This is a genomic window from Pedobacter sp. T50_32 (assembly GCF_057652195.1).
In genome coordinates, this window is the sequence record NZ_JBYFBY010000001.1 from 483421 (window position 1) to 501079 (window position 17659).

General features: G+C 36.4%; 14 protein-coding genes. 12 read left to right on the plus strand and 2 right to left on the minus strand.

Going from position 1 to position 17659, the window contains the following annotated elements; translation table 11 throughout:
• Positions 1 to 125: 125 nt before the first annotated feature.
• Positions 126 to 1454 (minus strand): D-alanyl-D-alanine carboxypeptidase/D-alanyl-D-alanine-endopeptidase, encoded by a 1329-nt coding sequence (locus tag AC23ME_RS02070; protein WP_487726087.1) that lies wholly within the window; start codon positions 1452 to 1454, stop codon positions 126 to 128.
• A gap of 205 nt (positions 1455 to 1659) precedes the next feature.
• On the opposite strand from AC23ME_RS02070, the gene AC23ME_RS02075 reads away from it, so the two are divergent.
• The 5 genes from AC23ME_RS02075 (at position 1660) to AC23ME_RS02095 (ending at position 6232) form a co-directional block, all read left to right on the plus strand.
• A complete protein-coding gene (locus AC23ME_RS02075; RefSeq protein ID WP_487726088.1) occupies positions 1660 to 2769 on the plus strand; it encodes a retropepsin-like aspartic protease in 1110 nt (369 codons plus the stop codon).
• A 7-nt stretch (positions 2770 to 2776) separates the two neighbouring features.
• A complete protein-coding gene (locus AC23ME_RS02080; protein ID WP_487726089.1) occupies positions 2777 to 3643 on the plus strand; it encodes a phosphodiester glycosidase family protein in 867 nt (288 codons plus the stop codon).
• A gap of 29 nt (positions 3644 to 3672) precedes the next feature.
• Positions 3673 to 4602, plus strand: a complete 930-nt coding sequence (locus AC23ME_RS02085) for a hypothetical protein (protein ID WP_487726090.1) — start codon at positions 3673 to 3675, stop codon at positions 4600 to 4602.
• 89 nt (positions 4603 to 4691) lie between these two features.
• Positions 4692 to 4883, plus strand: coding sequence for a cold-shock protein (locus tag AC23ME_RS02090; protein WP_097133796.1), 192 nt, complete (start codon positions 4692 to 4694; stop codon positions 4881 to 4883).
• A 347-nt stretch (positions 4884 to 5230) separates the two neighbouring features.
• Positions 5231 to 6232, plus strand: coding sequence for a hypothetical protein (locus AC23ME_RS02095; protein WP_487726091.1), 1002 nt, complete (start codon positions 5231 to 5233; stop codon positions 6230 to 6232).
• Between the two features lie 170 nt (positions 6233 to 6402).
• Here the strand turns inward: AC23ME_RS02095 and AC23ME_RS02100 are convergent, their stop codons facing one another.
• Positions 6403 to 7185: a glycerophosphodiester phosphodiesterase gene (locus tag AC23ME_RS02100; RefSeq protein ID WP_487726092.1), complete on the minus strand. Its 783-nt coding sequence runs from the start codon at positions 7183 to 7185 to the stop codon at positions 6403 to 6405.
• Between the two features lie 264 nt (positions 7186 to 7449).
• Here AC23ME_RS02100 and AC23ME_RS02105 point away from each other — a divergent pair, with 264 nt between their 5' ends.
• The 7 genes from AC23ME_RS02105 (at position 7450) to AC23ME_RS02135 (ending at position 17592) form a co-directional block, all read left to right on the plus strand.
• On the plus strand, positions 7450 to 10764 hold the full coding sequence (locus AC23ME_RS02105) for a DUF4175 family protein (RefSeq protein WP_487726093.1): 3315 nt from the start codon (positions 7450 to 7452) through the stop codon (positions 10762 to 10764).
• 175 nt (positions 10765 to 10939) lie between these two features.
• Positions 10940 to 11368 carry an rRNA maturation RNase YbeY gene (ybeY, locus tag AC23ME_RS02110; protein ID WP_487726094.1) on the plus strand — a complete coding sequence of 143 codons (429 nt, stop codon included), beginning with the start codon at positions 10940 to 10942 and terminating at the stop codon, positions 11366 to 11368.
• A gap of 53 nt (positions 11369 to 11421) precedes the next feature.
• Positions 11422 to 11883 carry an SRPBCC family protein gene (locus tag AC23ME_RS02115; RefSeq protein ID WP_487726095.1) on the plus strand — a complete coding sequence of 154 codons (462 nt, stop codon included), beginning with the start codon at positions 11422 to 11424 and terminating at the stop codon, positions 11881 to 11883.
• Positions 11884 to 12075: 192 nt separating this feature from the next.
• Positions 12076 to 13518, plus strand: coding sequence for a serine hydrolase domain-containing protein (locus AC23ME_RS02120; RefSeq protein ID WP_487726096.1), 1443 nt, complete (start codon positions 12076 to 12078; stop codon positions 13516 to 13518).
• A gap of 350 nt (positions 13519 to 13868) precedes the next feature.
• Positions 13869 to 14501: a GIN domain-containing protein gene (locus AC23ME_RS02125; protein WP_487726097.1), complete on the plus strand. Its 633-nt coding sequence runs from the start codon at positions 13869 to 13871 to the stop codon at positions 14499 to 14501.
• Between the two features lie 281 nt (positions 14502 to 14782).
• On the plus strand, positions 14783 to 15547 hold the full coding sequence (locus AC23ME_RS02130; protein ID WP_487726098.1) for an MCP four helix bundle domain-containing protein: 765 nt from the start codon (positions 14783 to 14785) through the stop codon (positions 15545 to 15547).
• Positions 15548 to 15732: 185 nt separating this feature from the next.
• Positions 15733 to 17592 (plus strand): ABC-F family ATP-binding cassette domain-containing protein, encoded by a 1860-nt coding sequence (locus tag AC23ME_RS02135; protein WP_487726099.1) that lies wholly within the window; start codon positions 15733 to 15735, stop codon positions 17590 to 17592.
• Positions 17593 to 17659 lie beyond the last annotated feature (67 nt).

Here is a 17659-nt window from a genome sequence, read left to right on the forward strand (position 1 = left end):
TAAGGAATGTTTTTTAAAAGCGCAAGAACCTGCAAAACTATTTTATTATGCGTCAAGATATTACCTTAAAAACAACTAAGCCAACGCAGCCTATCGCACAAAACTGCAAAAACCGTTAATCCAACTTAAAAACGATCATGGATAGCTGTAACTACTCTTACCATTTCCTTTCTAATTTCGGCAGTTGGCTGCACATAGTTGTTATTCATAAAAGAGTATAGCAACAACTTGCCTTTTTTTGTAAGAATATAGCCACTTTGGTTGTGCACCCCACCCAATGTTCCAGTTTTAGCAAAAACAAAAGGTGTATCTGTTTTTGGATAAGCATTTCTAAGCGTACCCGACTTTCCTCCTGCAGGCATCATCGCAAACAGTCTTTGCTGATCATTCACTTCTGTGTAAATCAACTCTAAGAGTTTTATTAGCGATCTCGGCGTAAACAAATTACCTCTAGAAAGCCCAGAGCCATCTATCCATTTTGGCCTATCAGGTAGTACAGTAAGATATTTTTCTTGAATGGCTGCGATTGCTTTAGAAGTACTGAGTTCCAGGCCCAATTTATCGGCATAAGTTAAAAGTAATTGCTCCGCCACAAAATTATCAGAAGGTAGCATTAATTGTCTAAAAACATCATCGCTCTTTGAACTGTAGATCGTTTTTGCATCTTTTGGCATTGTATAATCAACAAGCTGCAAATCTTTGTTCAAGGTGTCAGATAACAAAGTAAGTGTTAACGTTGTAGAAGTTTTAAAAGGTATCTGCTGCTCATAATTTGCAGTTGTTTTTACTAAGGGATAATGAAACTTGTTGTTTAAAAACTCTCTTTGCACACTGAACCTGGTCATTTTGCTGTTGCTATCTACCGAAAAGCACGAATTAAAATGTTTAGGTGTAATATTTATATCTCCAGCTTGCTTAGCTGTAACGAGCACCACGTTGTCAAATAACGGAAGCTCAGAAATCTCTGGTTGGTAATAGTCATTATAATCGTTCCAGCTCCAGCCGTTGCCAAAGAAGTTTCCAGTATATCGCCCTTTGGCAAAAAAAAGTTTCTTATTGGTGTTTCTCAAAAATTCGATAGCCTTAGTACCTTTTACCGCAGTATGCAACAAAGACGGATCCCCTGTTCCCCAAAAAATAAGCGAGTCTCCTTTTTCGATATATCTTAACGAAGGAATAGAATCTGGCGCAATTTTCAAGCCTGCATAAAGTGTGAAAAGCTTGGTATTAGATGCTGGCGTAAAATATTTATCGGCATCTTTCTGGAAAATCATTTCCTTGCCTTCGAAATCGTAAAGTGCAAAACCCACCTGATATTTCTTCAGCATTTCGGAATTTTTAAATTCCTTCGATACTTTTTTTGCTATGATCTGGTTAGGCTTGCAGGCATAAAAGGAGGAAATTACAGCGAGAGCACTGCCAAACAAAATAGTTTTAAGGTTGAATTTAATCATGAGCTAAGGTGGCTTTATACTTTTTAGAACAGCTTAGGGGGATAAGTCTGCACTAATTTATTAATTTAGATTTATGAACCGCATTAAACCAAGCAAACATTTTAAAAAACATCTTGCGTTTCTGGTTTTTTTGTGCTTTTTATTCGGTAATCGCCCAGTAAAGTCGCAAGATTTCAAATTTACCTCTGGCCGAAAGCAACAAACAATGTCCTTCGAGCTAACCAAAAACCTGATTATTATTCCTATCTACATTAACGACAAAGGACCTTTTGATTTTATTTTAGATACTGGCGTTAGCCCGATGATCGTTACCGACACCACTTTAAAAGAAAGTTTGAAAGTAAGCTATCCACGCCCAATAAAAATTAGTGGTTATGGAAACTTTGAAGGTATAGATGCCTTTTTGGGCGCAACCAGTGTAAGAGTTGGTGATGCTGAGGCTAGCAGTATTCCTACCGTATTTTTAAAAGACGATGTTTTATCCTTATCGGGTTTTGTAGGCAAAAAAATATATGGATTAATAGGCTACAATTTCTTCAATAGCTTTACGGTGAAAGTAAGCTACTCTAACAAGACTATAAGGTTTATCTCTCCAGAGAAAAAAACAAAATTGAAAGGCGAACGCATTCCCCTAGAACTGATCGACAACAAGCCTTATGTACTATTAAATATTGAACAGGATGGTTTAGGCCAAAAAACCGTAAAAGCCTTGGTAGACTGTGGTGCCAGTCATTCTATTTCTCTTGAGTCGATAGATTTGAAACCTTTCCCTCAACCGGATTTTACCATGCAGGCTAATTTAGGCAACGGTTTAACAGGAGAAGTTAAAGGTAGAATTGGACGACTTACTTCTCTAAAAATAGGTAGCTTTAAGTTTAGCGATGTAATTTCGAACTACCCGATATACAATATCGACTCACTAAGAAACAAAGATCGTAATGCCAACTTAGGAGCAGAAATTTTGACCCGCTTCAATACCATTTACGATTATCGTAACGACTGCATGTATATCAAAAAGAATGACAAGTTCAGCCGAATTTTTGAGCATGATATGTCTGGTATAGAACTTTACACGGAGAGTGGTCCTCCATCTAGAACTTTGATCAACAAAATAGAACCTAATTCTCCTGCCGAACTGGCAGGGCTAAAGGTTGGAGACGAAATCACTTCTATCAATTTCAAAAAAATAGATGATTATTCTTTAGATGAAATTACTACTACATTTAAAGCCAGGAACGGTTACAGCGTTATACTAGAAGTGTGGCGAGAAAAATCATTCCTAATTAAATTGATAAAACTTAAAAAACGAATATAACACACAAATGAAACCTTTTTTTCGCGTACTTTTCTTGGCCCTTATTTCGGGCAATTTGTTTGCTCAAGATGCAGACTCTCTAAACTTTTCAAAAGCCAAATGGGAGAAAAAATCAGTTACTAAAAAAACCAAGGTGTATACCCATCACTTTTCTGACAGCTCTTTATTTAAAGCCAACCAATACATTAGCTTTGTTGAGGTGAAAAAACATAAAAAAGCGCCAGGATTTTACATCGGCTATGATAAGAAAGAACTCATCAAAACATCGGCCTTTGCCAAAAAACATAATGCTGATGCAGTAATAAACGGTACTTTCTTCGACATGAAAAATGGTGGTTCGGTAGATTTCCTAAAAGTGAATGACACGATCATTAACGTTACCAGGTTAGATAAAAACAACAAAAGGAATTTTCATCAGGAAGCCGCTGTTGTAATAAACGATCAGCAAATTGCCATTAAAAAATGGGATGGCAGCGAAAATTGGGAAAAATCACTTAGCGATAAAAGCGTGATGGTAAGTGGTCCGCTGCTGATTTTAAATGATAAAAACGAAACGCTAGATTCAATCTCTTTCAACAAAGCAAGGCATCCACGCAGTGCAATAGGAATTAAGCCCGATGGCAGCGTTTTACTGCTTACTGTTGATGGTAGACAAAAAGAATCTGCTGGAGTAAGCCTATTTGAACTTACCAAGATTATGAAGTGGTTGGGCTGCAGCAGTGCCATCAATTTAGACGGGGGCGGTTCTACCGCACTTTGGGCTACTGGCTACGGGGAAAACGGCGTAGTCAACCATCCTTCAGATAATAAAAAATGGGACCACGAAGGCGAAAGAAAGGTAGCTAACGTTATATTTATCAAAGGTAAACCATAATTTTGCAGCCAAATACCTTTAAATACATCATGAAATTTACCCGCTTAGCTTGCTTATTTTTACTTGCCGTTTCGCTATATGCCTGCAATAATCAAAACAAAGGAACAGATGGAAAAAACCCAAATACGGGTTTAACATTTAAAGATGTAGATGGCATTAGATTTTACGAAGTGAAAAGACGTTTCAGCAACGGCCTTTCGTTCAATAAAGATGGCTTTATGTTGGTACCAAACTGGATTATAGAGCACAAAGCTCCTGATACGATGCTGGCCTACAGTCCAGAAAAACAAGGCATGGAAGCTTTTTATTTGCTACACGATCATGGGCAGATCTACAACTTCGCTCGCGAATACTTTAGGGCAAAAACCATAGCCAAAGACAGTTTGATCTTACAACGCTTACAGGTAGAAGCGCTTGTTATCGCAAAGGGAGAAGTATCTGATGTAAACTCTACCTATTACACGAAAGACTACATCGAAAAGGTGCTAAAAACAACGGTTGGAGAATTGCAACGACCTACCAAGCAAGACACTGCATTTATTAAAAAATTGGCAGAAAAGACCTACAAACACCCAGCAAACCCAGATACAGCCTTTGCTGCTACTGAGATTGTAGATTTGAAGCCTAACAGTAAAAACGTTTCTGTAAAACTGATTGGCTACGCAGATAGCGGTGCTCACAGAAAATCTTACGCCTACATGTACCCCGAGTACAAAATAGAAATCAACAAATCGTACAAGCAATTTCGTTACCGCTTTTCTGTAATTGTTGATGTAAAAGGGAACTTATATGTAAACCGCATTCAGGGGGTTTTGCCAGACGATATGCCTTACCGTAAAAAATTGATACAGGGCATAGCTGACGTTTATTTAAAAAACTTACTGTTCATTAAACCAGGTACAACAATGGGCATTCCCCACTCTAGCGAAATCACCATTAGCTTGGCCGGCAATCGTTAGCTACGTTAAAGGCTATAATTTTGAAAAAAATCAAGTTTTGCTTGTAATTAGATTTAAATCTGTACCTTGCAAACTTAATACATAATATAATGCAAGAAGGAACAGTAAAATTTTTCAATGTAACTAAAGGTTTTGGATTTATCGTACCAGCAAATGGTGACGCTGAAATCTTCGTACATTCAACAGGCCTTATCGACGAAATTCGTGAAAACGACAAAGTTCAATACGAAGTTGAAAACGGTAGAAAAGGCTTAAACGCCGTTAATGTGAAAGTAATCTAATTATTATCATATTTTACCAAGAAAAAGTCCCAGCCTAGTGGTTGGGACTTTTTTTATGCCCACTTTTAAACGCTATTTTTCGAAAAGCACCATCATTGCTCCTGGCAAAAGCAGTCCTTTGCTTTCGCTAATCCCGATAAAGCCTGTGCAATAATGTAAGCAAATACCGAAACATCGGGAAACCGCTTCGCCAAGGTTTATTTTACAACGTAAGAGCAACAAAGCAAAATTTACTTACATAGCGCAGAACATTCCTTTACAGTTTTTAAATATTCTGTAGATTTAAGAAATTAAAGTGCAAATATAAGTTGGCAGTAATTTTAAATTAACCTCAAAAAAAACAGACATTGACAACAAAACGTAAAAAGACCAAAAGAAAATCAGCAGGAATTAGCCTTACACCTTTTTTAATTATTGCAAGTGTATTAGGGCTTGCCTTGACAATGTATATTGGTTATAGAGCCTCAATTAGCGACAGAAAGCTGTTTTCTGTAAGCCTAATAGCATTGTTCGCTGGACTTCTTTTTGAAAGCATAAGAGTTTCGGGGAGTTGGAAAACTGTAATCGGAATTTTTGCTGGAACATATCTATTTAGTTTAGTTACCTTTTTACCAGGAAAGCGTGAACGAGTTTACAATTTTGAAAACCACATTGAGATGTGGCCATACTTCTTTATTTTCATATTCACTCTATTTTTTGCAATTACTTACAAGGATAAAGTAACAGCGAAACTTACTGAAGGAATTACTTTACTGCTCTCTATTTCTTTAATCTATTGGGCTGTTGACTATGGATTTACAAACTATCATAATTGGTTTTCAATTTCTTTGATGGCAATTGGCTTGTTGCTAACCACCTTTTCAATTGTTAACGCCTTAACGCATATTCATCTATCAAGAACAACCAGATTAACCCTAAGTATTTGGAGTACTATTATAATGTTTACGTTTGCAATTGATAATATTATACGTGTATTCAGTAATCCAGACATCGAAAGTTCATATCTCTCAGAAGGATTTTACATTGGTCTTCAATATTTTCTACTAGGCGTATCAGCAGTTTATATAATGCAGAACTATATGCTACTTGCTGCTTTTTTACCAAGTAAAAATGGCAACTATAAAAGAGATCTTAAGGAAAACAAGAAAGACCATATTGACCGTTACTCTGATGAGCAAGTAAATGTTGGACAATCTTTATTTTGTATTCTATTTACCGTGACAATTTATTGGCTAAATCATAAATTTCAAATATTGCCTAGACATACGATGATTTGGCTTGTGCTGTTCACTTTCCCATTTTTATTACATTTGACAACGTTGTTCAATAGACAAAAAAACTACAGCTAACATCTATTTGGCAATATAACGGATGAAGTGCTTTAATTAGACATTCGTGCGCAAAGTTTAACTTTTGCGCTAGTTATCCCCTCCCCCTTCGCAAAGCCGCAAAACGTTAAACAGCTTTCAACAAAAAACCCCATCCGTTGTGCGAATGGGGCCATTTATCATTTAACCAATTACTTAATCTTAGTAAAAAGCAGTTCTGGTTCGTTAGTGGTAATGTAATCCACTTTATGATCTAAGAACAGGTCCATGTCTTTTGCGGCGTTCACCGTCCAAACATTAAGGATCAAGCCTAAATCTTTAGCCTGCTTAACCCAGTCTGGGTTTTTCTTGAACACGCTTTGATTATAATCCAATCCGTAAAAACCTTGTTCCTTTAACTGAGCTGGTGCAATTTCTCCATTTAAGTAAGAAACTTTTGCCCCAGGCACATTAGCAATTACATATTTCCCAATAAAATGACTGAAAGTAATGTATTCTACCCAAGGAGCAGCCTTTAACTCGTTAACCGTAGCAATTACTGCTTTCGCCAAAGCTTCTTCTCTCTCCTGCGTTTTTTGAGGCTTAATTTCTAAAATCAACTTTGTTTTTTTCTGCTTCATTCCAGCTTTTAGGTATTCTACCAATGTTGGGATATTTTCTCCGTTGCTTAGTTTTTTGTAATCTAACAACTCTTGGTATGTACTAGTTGCAATATCTTTACCTAAAAAATCTGCATTGTGGTTTACTACGGGAATACCATCTTTGGTAAACTGAACATCAAACTCACTACCAAAACAGCCTAACCTAATAGCTTCCTTTAACGCCGCAATAGAATTTTCTGGCAAGCTTTGTGTTTTCCAAGCACCTCTGTGGGCAATCACCACATTTTTATGCCACGATTTAATTTGCTTTTGTGCCAATGCTGTTCCTGTAATCATTAGTGCTAAAATAGCTACAAAAAGTTTCTTGCTCATTTGTGTATTTAGTTTTTAATCGGCGATAAATATCTTACCGAAGGTTTTAAATTGTTGTATTTTGTTTCTAATTTACGTTTTCACATCATTTACTCAAAACAATTCGAAAGTTTTTTCAATCTAATTCGTCTATTTTTATTTAGGCGCACATTTTTTACCTTTATTGTCGTTTTAAATAAATATTACCATATAGACACAGAGCATTTAATTTGCGTAATTGCACAGCGGATTTCTATGTGTCTATGTGTTTAATTTAACAACTAAATGGGCAACAACTATAACTTACTGATATCAAAAATCAATGAGTTTACCCGAAAGTTTTATCTTAATAAACTTTTACGTGGTAGCATATATGCTGCTGCCTTAATTTTAAGCCTTTATTTATTTCTCTTCGTTTGGATTTTCTACAGTTATCCAAGCATCTCTACTAAAACACTACTTTTTTACGCTTTTATCGCAATATCCTTAACTGCAATTCTCTTCTGGATTGTAAAACCTGCGCTATCTTATTTCAAGTTAGGCAAAACCTTAAGCCTCGAAGAAGCCTCAAACTTAATCGGAAATCATTTCTTTAATGTTAAGGATAGGTTATTGAATACCTTGCAATTGAAAGAACTGGCCGACAACTCTCCTCAAAACAGTGCGCTAATTTTAGCTGGCATCGACCAGAAAATTAACGAACTAAAACCTGTTCCTTTTTCTACCGCGATTAACCTGGGCGATAATAAAAAACACATCAAATACATCGCTTTGCCCCTTTTTATCATTTTAATGATTGGCATTATCGCTCCAGCAATTTTAAGGGAAGGCACCAGCAGTTTTATCCGCTACAACGAAGAGGTTCTACCGAGAGCGCCTTTCAACTTTGTTGTAGAAAACAAGAGCCTAAATATTACGCAGGGCGATGATTTGACGATTAAAGTGAAATTAACTGGTGATGAATTTCCGCAAGATATTTACTTGGAAGATGGCGTGAACAGCTACAAATTGGAAAAACAGAACATCAGTCATTTTAGCTACACTTTTAAGAACGTTCAAAAAGATAAGGCAATCCATTTTAGCGGTGGCGGATTTAATTCTGCAAGTCATACCATCAGTGTAAAACCGCGACCATCGTTGTTAAATCTAAGTGCAACGTTGGTTTATCCCGCTTACCTGAAAAGAAAAAGTGAAGATTTAGCTAACGTTGGCGATTTGCTCATCCCCGAAGGGACAAAAGTAAATTGGAACCTAAAGACTGAAAACAGCGAGCAAATCAGCTTCATTTTGCAGCAGAAAATCCACCAACTTAGTGTGGTAGAAAACACCGCTAATTTTAGTGCTATCATTAAGCAAAATGCGAATTACCAAATCGTTCCTAAAAATCAATTTGTTAGTCAACGCGATTCGCTAAGTCATCAACTTACGATAATTAAAGATCAGTTTCCGAGCATTTCTGTAACCGAAACTCCAGACAGTTTAAGTAGCAAAGCGCTCTATTTTACTGGGGTAGTTAACGATGATTACGGATTTTCATCGTTGAAATTCAGATATCAAATTAAAGATAAAAATAAGATTGTTGGCCAGGGCGCTAAACTTATTTCCATCAAAAACCAACAAATAGAAAACAACTTTTTCTATCTCTGGAACTTAAACGAAATTGCTGTAAAATCGGGCCAAACCATCGATTACTTTTTTGAAGTGGCTGATAATGATGGCGTAAACGGAGCGAAAGTTACCCGTTCGGAAATTAAAACCTACCAAGCGCCAACACAACAGCAAATTGCAGAGAAACTGGCAGAAGGTAGTCAGTCGTTAAAGCAAAAAATGGAGCAAACCATTAAATTGGCAAACAGCATTGAAAAAGACAGCAAGAAACTGAGCGAAAGTTTGCTGGACAAAAAGCAGCTCAATTTTGAAGATAAAAAGCAAATTGAACAATTGCTCGATAAACAAAAGCAATTAGACCAAGCGGTTAAGGATATTAAAGAACTAAACGAGAAAAATAATTTCGACAAGCAGGAAAATGGTCAGCTTAGCGAAGAATTAAAAGAAAAGCAGAAAAAAATTGATGAGCTTTTTAACAATGTGTTGGACGAAAAAACCAAAGAACTTTTGCAAAAGTTACAACAGTTGATGGACCAAAATAGGAAGGACCAAACAAGGGAAGAGCTCTCGAAAATGCAGATGGATAACAAATCTGTGAAAAATGAACTCGACCGTATTTTGGAACTTTACAAACAGCTAGAGTTTGAACAAAGTTTGCAAAATAAAATTGACCGTTTGAATGAGATGGCCAAGGAGCAAAAAGATTTGTCTGACCAGAGCAAGAAGCAAAATTCTACTCCACAAGATTTAAAGAACAAGCAAGACCAAATCAATAAAGACTTCAAGGATCTGAAGAAAGAACTTCAAGATTTGGATAAGAAAAACCAAGCCTTGGAACGCCCTAACGATTATAAAAACCCAGAAAAGGAAACCAACCAGATTGAACAGACGCAACAGGAAAGTAAGGAACAGCTAAACCAAAATAACAATCAAAAAGCTTCGGAAAAACAACAGCAAGCGAGCCAGCAAATGCAGCAACTGGCGCAGCAAATGCAAGAACAACAGCAGGCTGGAGCCGAAGAAGAAAATAAGGTGAATGCGCAAGAGCTTCGCAAGCTGTTAGAAAACTTGTTAAGTTCTTCTTTTGAGCAAGAGAAGGTGATGATGGCTTTACGTAAAATGGGCGCATCTGACCCTGCTTATGTATCGCAGGCACAAAAGCAGAACATGATTCGCGACAACATGAAAACCATTGCCGATAGTTTGTTTTCGCTGAGTAAACGTGTGCCACAAATTGAAAGTGCCGTAAATACCGAGGTCGAAAAAATCAATTTCAATATTGGTAAAGCGATAGAATTTTTGGGCGATAGAAGAACCGGCGAAGCCAATCGTTCGCAACAGTTTGCCATGACTTCTATAAACAATTTGGCTTTGATGCTTAATGAAGCTTTGGAGCAACTACAAAATGCCATGAAAAATGCAAAAGGTGGCAAAGGAAAGCAGAAACAAGGCATGCAGCAATTGCAACAGATGCAGGAGCAACTGAACAAAAACATGCAACAGGCTAAGGAAAAAATGGAGCAGCAGGGAAATATGGGCTCCGTTCCGAAAGGGCAAATGAGCCAAGAATTTGCTAAAATGGCTCAGCAGCAACAAATGATTAGGGAAGCTCTGGAAAAAATCAACAAGGAAGACAACAAGGATGGCAAAGGCTCGCTGGGTAATTTGAATCAGGCAGTGCAAGAAATGAAACAGTCGGAGCTTGATTTGGTGAACAAACGCATTAGCCAAGAAACCATTAACCGTCAGAAAAACTTAATGGTGAAATTGCTAGATGCAGAGAAAGCACAGCGAGAGCAAGAGCAGGATGAAAAGCGAGAAAGCAATGCGGCAAAACAGTTCCCTCCTTCTTACCAACAAATGCTAGAGAAATTTAACAAGAGCATGCAAAGCGAAAGCGAACTAATACAAAAGTTACCGCCAAACTTAAACTACTATTACAAAAACAAGGTCGCCGAGTATTTCAAATTGTTAAACTCGACCAAAAAGTAAACTATCATTTAGAGCTTAACCACTAAGAACACCAAGATAAAGATTTGCATTTTTCGGAAGTCTACCCTTTTATGCCTAAATAACTCAATTAGTTTTTCTTCCGACAAAAAAGTCTCCATGTTCTTTGTGCTTTCGTGGTGAATTCTTTTTTAACTTTGCCTTTTCAATTATCTCCATGCCAAAAATAAATTTCTTTACCGAAGACATCAATTACAACTTAAAGGGAAAAAACGCTGTAAAAGCTTGGATCAAAGAAACGATTAAGCAAGAAGGCTACAAATTGAATGAATTAAACTTCATTTTTTGTTCTGACGAATATTTATTGCGTGTAAACCAAGATTTCCTTCAACACGACTATTATACTGACGTAATTACTTTCGATAACTCTGAAGAGCTTAAAACAATTTTAGGCGATATTTTTATCAGCATTGATAGAGTTAAAGATAACGCAAAACAAAATAAAGCCTCAACCCATGATGAATTATGTCGCATCATTATTCACGGCACATTACACCTTTTGGGTTATAAAGACAAAACAAAAAAGGCTAAAATAGAAATGACAGCTAAAGAAGACTTTTATTTATCAGCTAGAAGAAGCCAATAATTACGCTAAACCATCAATTCTATCCAAATATTTAACTATCCCTGAAAAACCAAATGAAAACAGCAATCATTAAAACAACTCCCGAAAGTGAAATCGTAAGTTCAAGAATTTTTAATTTTCAAAGAGAACTGCTTTTCAAAGCTTGGTCAAACCCAAATCATCTTAAAAACTGGTGGGGACCAAATGGTTTTACAAATACGTTTAACGAATTCGATTTTAGAGTAGGCGGAAAATGGAGTTTTGTAATGCATGGTCCAGACAAAGGAAATTATGCAAATGAATGTGAATTCATTAAAATCGAAGAGCCTTCACTTATTGCTTGGAAACGACATTCGAAACCGCTTTTTCAAGTTGTGACAACCTTCGAGGAAATGGAGGAAAACCAAACTAAACTTGTTTTCAAAATGCTTTTTGCTACAGCAGAGGAGTGCAAAAAAATCAAATCTTTTGTGGTCGATAAAAACGAAGAGAATTTTGATCGTTTGGAAACAGAATTAGGTAAAATGACCTTATAACAAACGTTTTTCATTAAAAATCCCTTGTTTCGCTCTTAAACCCATAAGAACACAATGGGTTTTTAAATACTTGACACTTTTTTAGGTTTCTTGCAGCTTTTTTCTTAAATAGCGTTAATTATCAATTTTTTAGTGCGCATTTATGCTGCTTTTTAATTGAAAATTATAACCTAAAACCAAAATTTAAAGACTATGAAGATAACCTTTACTTCATCTAAAACAGCTAAGCTTTGGCTCTTTATTGCCCTATTTGCAACCGTACTGGCATCTTGCTCTAAAAAAAATGATCCAGTTCCAGGAGTTCCAACTCCGCCCCCTACCACGGGAACGCAATCTAGTGCCAAGCAAATCAGCGGTGTTACCATTTTAAAGTCGGAAAATGCAAATATCCAGGGCGATGGTTATATTTATCGATCAACAGCCAAAATATATATTACACTTCCACTGGGCTCTACCCTAACTGGTGTAAAGGTGAATTTCAATTTATCTGCAAAAGCAACAATCAAAGTAGATGGTAATACCTTAACCAATAATTCTGGCACTTTAGATTTAAGTAAAACCCTTCCTGTTGTTGTAACCGCAGAAGACGGAACGACCGCAAACTTTACCATTTTAGCGCAGCTTGGTATCAAGGAAATTGATGAAATGATCTATCCTTTTATCGAGAAATATAATATCCCTGCGGCATCTTACGCTATTGGCAAAAATAGTTCAGAAGCTATAGTCTACAAAAATGCTGCTGGTTTCGCAAGCGTAGAGGCTCAAGAAAGAGCCTCTCCAGATTATGAATTTAGGCTGGCATCTATGAGCAAGCAACATACCGCCATTGCCATCATGACTTTAATTCAGCAAGGCAAAATAGGATTGGATCAACTTGTTTTTGGTACTACTGGAATACTAAAGGATTTCTGGCCTTCTGTAGGTCCAAGATCCTCGAGGGTAACCGTAAGGCATCTGTTGGAGCATACCGCAGGTTACACTGGCGATCCTATGTTCTCTAGCAGCGCAGGTACAACCTTAGATCAGAAAATACAAACGATGTTGAATTCTACGCAAAGCGAACCTGGCACGGTTTATTCCTATTACAACATGGGTTATGGCACTTTGGGCAAAATTATCGAAGTAGTATCTGGTAAAGAATATGGTGCGTATTTAAAAGAAATCTATGCTCCAGCAGGCGTAACCGTCGAGCTAACTTCGTCATCAGCGGCTGGCAGAAGGACAAAGGAAGCAATTTGCTACCCTCAAGGTGCTTCAACGGCTTACGGAAACAATGTAGAAGTTTATAAAGCTGCTGGTGGTGTTTCAATCAATACGGATAATTTATTCAAAGTACTCTATGCGGTAGACGGAGGAACCATAAGACCAGATATTTTAACACCTGCCACCAGAACCTTAATGTTTACCAAATCTACAGTAGCAAACTATGCTTTGGGCTGGCGTACTGGCCACTCGTTATTCGAAGGTTTTTACCACGGCGGAAACCTAATTGGCACCGCTACATTTTGGATCTACGGCACAGAGTACAGTGCGGCAATCTTGTTGAACTCTAGAAGTGAAACTTCCGGTTTCGATACCGAACTAATTGTACTTACCAACAATGTAATGGCAAAAGCCAAACAATTGAATTTGTAAAAAACCCTAAGACTTACGAAGTTTCGTATACTTCGTAAGTCTTTCCTCCTATTAAACTTCCGTTTCGTAAAGCATTTTCTTGTTGCAGTAACTATTATGCAAAGCTTAACGAAAATACACCGCCTACATACATTTCACTAAGCCTATCACACGGGCTTTTAAATAATTTTAAGATATTTCAGTAATTTTTAACCTTCCGTTGGTCGAAAAATTACAGGCGTTTGTCGAGCCTTTACAATTGCTGGTATAATACACCCATACCTCGTGCAACGTTTTCGTCGTGTTGCAGTCTTATAGATATAACAAGTTTAAAAACAAGAAATTATTTACAGATATAAAACACACACGATATGAAAACCTCTATTAAAAATTTATTCGCAGCAGTATTAACAGTAGCAATTAGCGTAACAGCTCCATCTTTCGTAAACGCAAAAGAGACTAAAAAAGTAACAGTGCTTAGCGAAGTTAAAAGCTTTAACAAATTAAATGTTGCTGGCAATGTCGAAGTTATTTTGGTACAAAGTATTAGCCCAAGCGTGCAAGTTTACGACAACTACTATGCAAAAAATGCTTTGGTACAAGAAAGAAACGGCGAACTAAGAATTAGCTCTTTTGAAAAAGAAACTTTAACAGTGGTAGTTTACGCAAATCAATTAAATGAAATTACTGCTAGCGATAATGCAACAGTGAAAACAAGCGGCAAGTTCAACGCACTTACGTTAAAGGTTAATTTGAAAGATCAATCTAAAGCAAGCCTTAACACAAACACCATCGATTTATTTGCAAAAGTTAACGGCAAATCTAGCTTAACATTATCTGGAAACACTGCCGATTATAACGCTATCATGAATGGAGCAGCTGCAATTAACACCGATAAATTTGTTGCCGAGAATAGCAGTATCCAATCTAAAAATACTGCGGTAGCACAGCAACAACAAGTTAAAAACGAACTTCCAGGTACCGACGTTCTAACCATTTTTTAAAATTCATATTTACATATAAATTTAGTTTAGTTTTAGTTAATCAAGCGGGTGGATGCCCGCTTTCTTTTTTGCCGAGATTTTTTTGAAGCGTAGTTTCCCCAGCTACTATCAACCGCTAGTCCCGCTTTCTCTCCAAGTCCGCACACCCCGCCAAACTGGCGCATCGTTTACGGGCTTTCCATTCAATCGGGGCTATGTAACAACCTGCCCTGCTACCAACCCACTAATATAACATCAGGAGCAAATATAAACCTGTCTACCTTTTAAAAAATATAGCTATATTGTGGGTTAATTCAACCAAATATGAAACCTTATCCCGACAAGATTGGGATGGCTCTCGTTACCTAAAAAATAAAGTAAAAATGAAATTTGCTTATTCTTTAAAACAGAAAACCAAGATCGCTGTTCTGCTTTTTTTAATTATGGCGTGTACCATTCTAATCAGACTCTTAGAAGATCGAAGCATTAAAAATATGGAGAAGGCATTTACTTCCCTTTACAACGATCGTCTTGTACCAGCCACCGATATCTTTTACATTTCCGAAAAGCTATATGCTAAGCGTTTTCTATTAGAAATTTTCGTTTATAGTGATGAAAATAAACTTAGCATCCCACAATTAAACGCAAAATTAAAAAGCTACGATAAGGAAATCGATACGCTTTTAGCAAAGTATGAAAAGACATATCTAGTAACAAATGAGAAGAATCATTTAACTGAACTAAAAGTAAAGCTACTGGAAAATAAAGTATTGGAAAAAAACATTTTATTAAATGCAAATTCGTTAGATAAATCATCGTTAAGAAAACTTTACGATAATGGTGAGAAGTCTTTCTTAGATATGTCTGCACTGCTCACCCAGCTTACCAAAATTCAAACTGTAGTTGGCGAACAACTCAAAGAAGACTCTCAAAAAATTGTACGCGGCACTAATTTATATTCCACTTTACAGCTACTCATTGCTATAGTTATTGGCGGATTAATAGTGTCAATTCTTGCTGCTTCTAATGTCATGAATATCAAAAACGATAAGTTCAATCTCAATTAACACCGTTCTAGCTTAACATAGCCAAGTAATTTTTAGCTATCCTACAAACTAATCTGTTAGCTACAAAGCATTAAGCAGTTATTATTCCTTACTTTTGCAACAATTTTCATAATAGATAATTGTTTATAAAAAGTGATTGCCGTTTTAAACGATGGACTTAATCACATAAAACGTTTCAAAGTATTTTGAGTACACTAATTGCAGCAGAGGGGCTTGGCCACGCCTATCACGACGAATGGCTATTTAAAAATTTAACGTTAGGGATTAACGCCGGGCAGCGTGTTGCCCTAGTTGGCGTTAATGGTGCTGGAAAAAGCACCTTAATGAAGCTTTTAGCCGAGCGCTTCGCTCCACTAGAAGGCAAAATCGTTAAGAATAAATCTACTAAGATTGGCTTCTTAGATCAAGATCCGTCTTTTCCAGATAATTCATCAATTAGCGACTTCATATTTTCTGCGGATAATAAGCAACAACAGTTGATAAGAGAATATGAAGAATTAATTGAAGAAGAGCATCCTGATGAAAAGAAGCTCAATAGATTATACGATGAATTAAGTGAACATAATGCTTGGGAATATGAGCATCAGATAAAAACTATTTTAAGTAGAATGGGCATTAATCACCTACAACAAAAAATAGATACCTTATCTGGTGGTCAACGTAAAAGGCTAGCCTTAGCTAAATTATTAATTGAAGATCCAGAGATATACGTTTTAGACGAACCTACCAACCATTTGGACATTGACACAATTGAATGGTTAGAGAAAATATTAACTTCTGGAGCTAAGACATTGCTATTAGTTACCCACGATAGATATTTTTTAGATAACGTTTGCAATACCATTGTAGAACTAGAGCGCGGAAAAACCTACACCTACAATGGTAACTATGCATATTTTTTAGAAAAGAAATCAGAAAGAGAAGCACAAGACGATGCAACGTTCCAGAAAAATAAAAATCTTTTAAAGAAAGAATTGGAATGGATGCGTAGAATGCCGGCGGCCAGAACTACAAAATCACAATCTAGAATTAATGCTTTTTACGACCTTGAAGAGAAGACAAAACAAAGAAGCGACAACCAAAAGGTAACCTTAAATGTAAAAATGGCTAGACAAGGAAATAAAATTCTTGAGTTAGACCATATTAACCAAAGCTTTAATAAAGTTACCATCATTGAAGATTTTTCTTACGTTTTCAAAAAAGGCGACAGAATTGGTTTAGCTGGTAAAAACGGAACTGGTAAATCTACCTTATTAAATATCATTACCGGAAACTTGAACCCAGATAATGGCAAAGTTGATATTGGTGACACCACGCAATATGGTTATTACAAACAAGGAGGTTTAAGTTTTAACGAAAAAGAAAGAGTAATAGACATTGTAAAAGCAGATGCTGAATATATCAAAATGGCAGATGGTCAAACAATTTCTGCTTCTGCCCTACTTACTTTATTCTTATTCCCTCCAAAGAAACAACATGGTTTAGTAGAAAAACTAAGTGGCGGAGAAAAGAAGCGTTTACACTTAATGAAAGTGTTAATGCAAAATCCGAACTTCTTGATACTAGATGAGCCAACCAACGACCTAGATATTGATACATTAAATGTACTTGAAGAATTTTTAGAGAACTTCCCTGGTGTATTAATGCTTGTTTCACACGATAGGTATCTTTTGGACAAAATGAGTGATCAGCTCTTTATCATGGAAGGCAATGGAAATGTTAAAATTTTCAATGGAAATTATTCTGAACATCGTAACAGTTTAGAACAAGAGAAAGAAGCTGCAGTAAAAAAACAAAGAAACGAAGAACAAAAAGCCGCTCAATCAACTACTAATAAATTAAGTTTTAAAGAACAACAAGAGTTTAAAAAGTTAGAAGACACATTAGCAGAGAACGAAAATAAAATAAAAAATCTTACGCAAGAACTAAACAATACAAACCCAACAGACTACGTTAAAATTCAAGAGATATCAGAATCGATAGAAAAGACCAACAAAACTATAGAGAAAGATATGGAGCGTTGGATGGAATTATCAGAAAAATAATGAAATTTATACGATGTTTCACGTGGAACATCAAATAAAAAGAATAAAAATTAAATGTTTCACGTGA

What these genes read in the sequence shown, in the direction of transcription:
- AC23ME_RS02070 (WP_487726087.1), bottom strand. Translation starts at nt 1,454, where the DNA reads ATGATTAAATTCAACCTTAAAACTATTTTGTTTGGCAGTGCTCTCGCT.
- AC23ME_RS02075 (WP_487726088.1), top strand. Translation starts at nt 1,660, where the DNA reads ATGTCCTTCGAGCTAACCAAAAACCTGATTATTATTCCTATCTACATT.
- AC23ME_RS02080 (WP_487726089.1), top strand. Translation starts at nt 2,777, where the DNA reads ATGAAACCTTTTTTTCGCGTACTTTTCTTGGCCCTTATTTCGGGCAAT.
- AC23ME_RS02085 (WP_487726090.1), top strand. Translation starts at nt 3,673, where the DNA reads ATGAAATTTACCCGCTTAGCTTGCTTATTTTTACTTGCCGTTTCGCTA.
- AC23ME_RS02090 (WP_097133796.1), top strand. Translation starts at nt 4,692, where the DNA reads ATGCAAGAAGGAACAGTAAAATTTTTCAATGTAACTAAAGGTTTTGGA.
- AC23ME_RS02100 (WP_487726092.1), bottom strand. Translation starts at nt 7,185, where the DNA reads ATGAGCAAGAAACTTTTTGTAGCTATTTTAGCACTAATGATTACAGGA.
- AC23ME_RS02105 (WP_487726093.1), top strand. Translation starts at nt 7,450, where the DNA reads ATGGGCAACAACTATAACTTACTGATATCAAAAATCAATGAGTTTACC.
- ybeY (WP_487726094.1), top strand. Translation starts at nt 10,940, where the DNA reads ATGCCAAAAATAAATTTCTTTACCGAAGACATCAATTACAACTTAAAG.
- AC23ME_RS02115 (WP_487726095.1), top strand. Translation starts at nt 11,422, where the DNA reads ATGAAAACAGCAATCATTAAAACAACTCCCGAAAGTGAAATCGTAAGT.
- AC23ME_RS02120 (WP_487726096.1), top strand. Translation starts at nt 12,076, where the DNA reads ATGAAGATAACCTTTACTTCATCTAAAACAGCTAAGCTTTGGCTCTTT.
- AC23ME_RS02125 (WP_487726097.1), top strand. Translation starts at nt 13,869, where the DNA reads ATGAAAACCTCTATTAAAAATTTATTCGCAGCAGTATTAACAGTAGCA.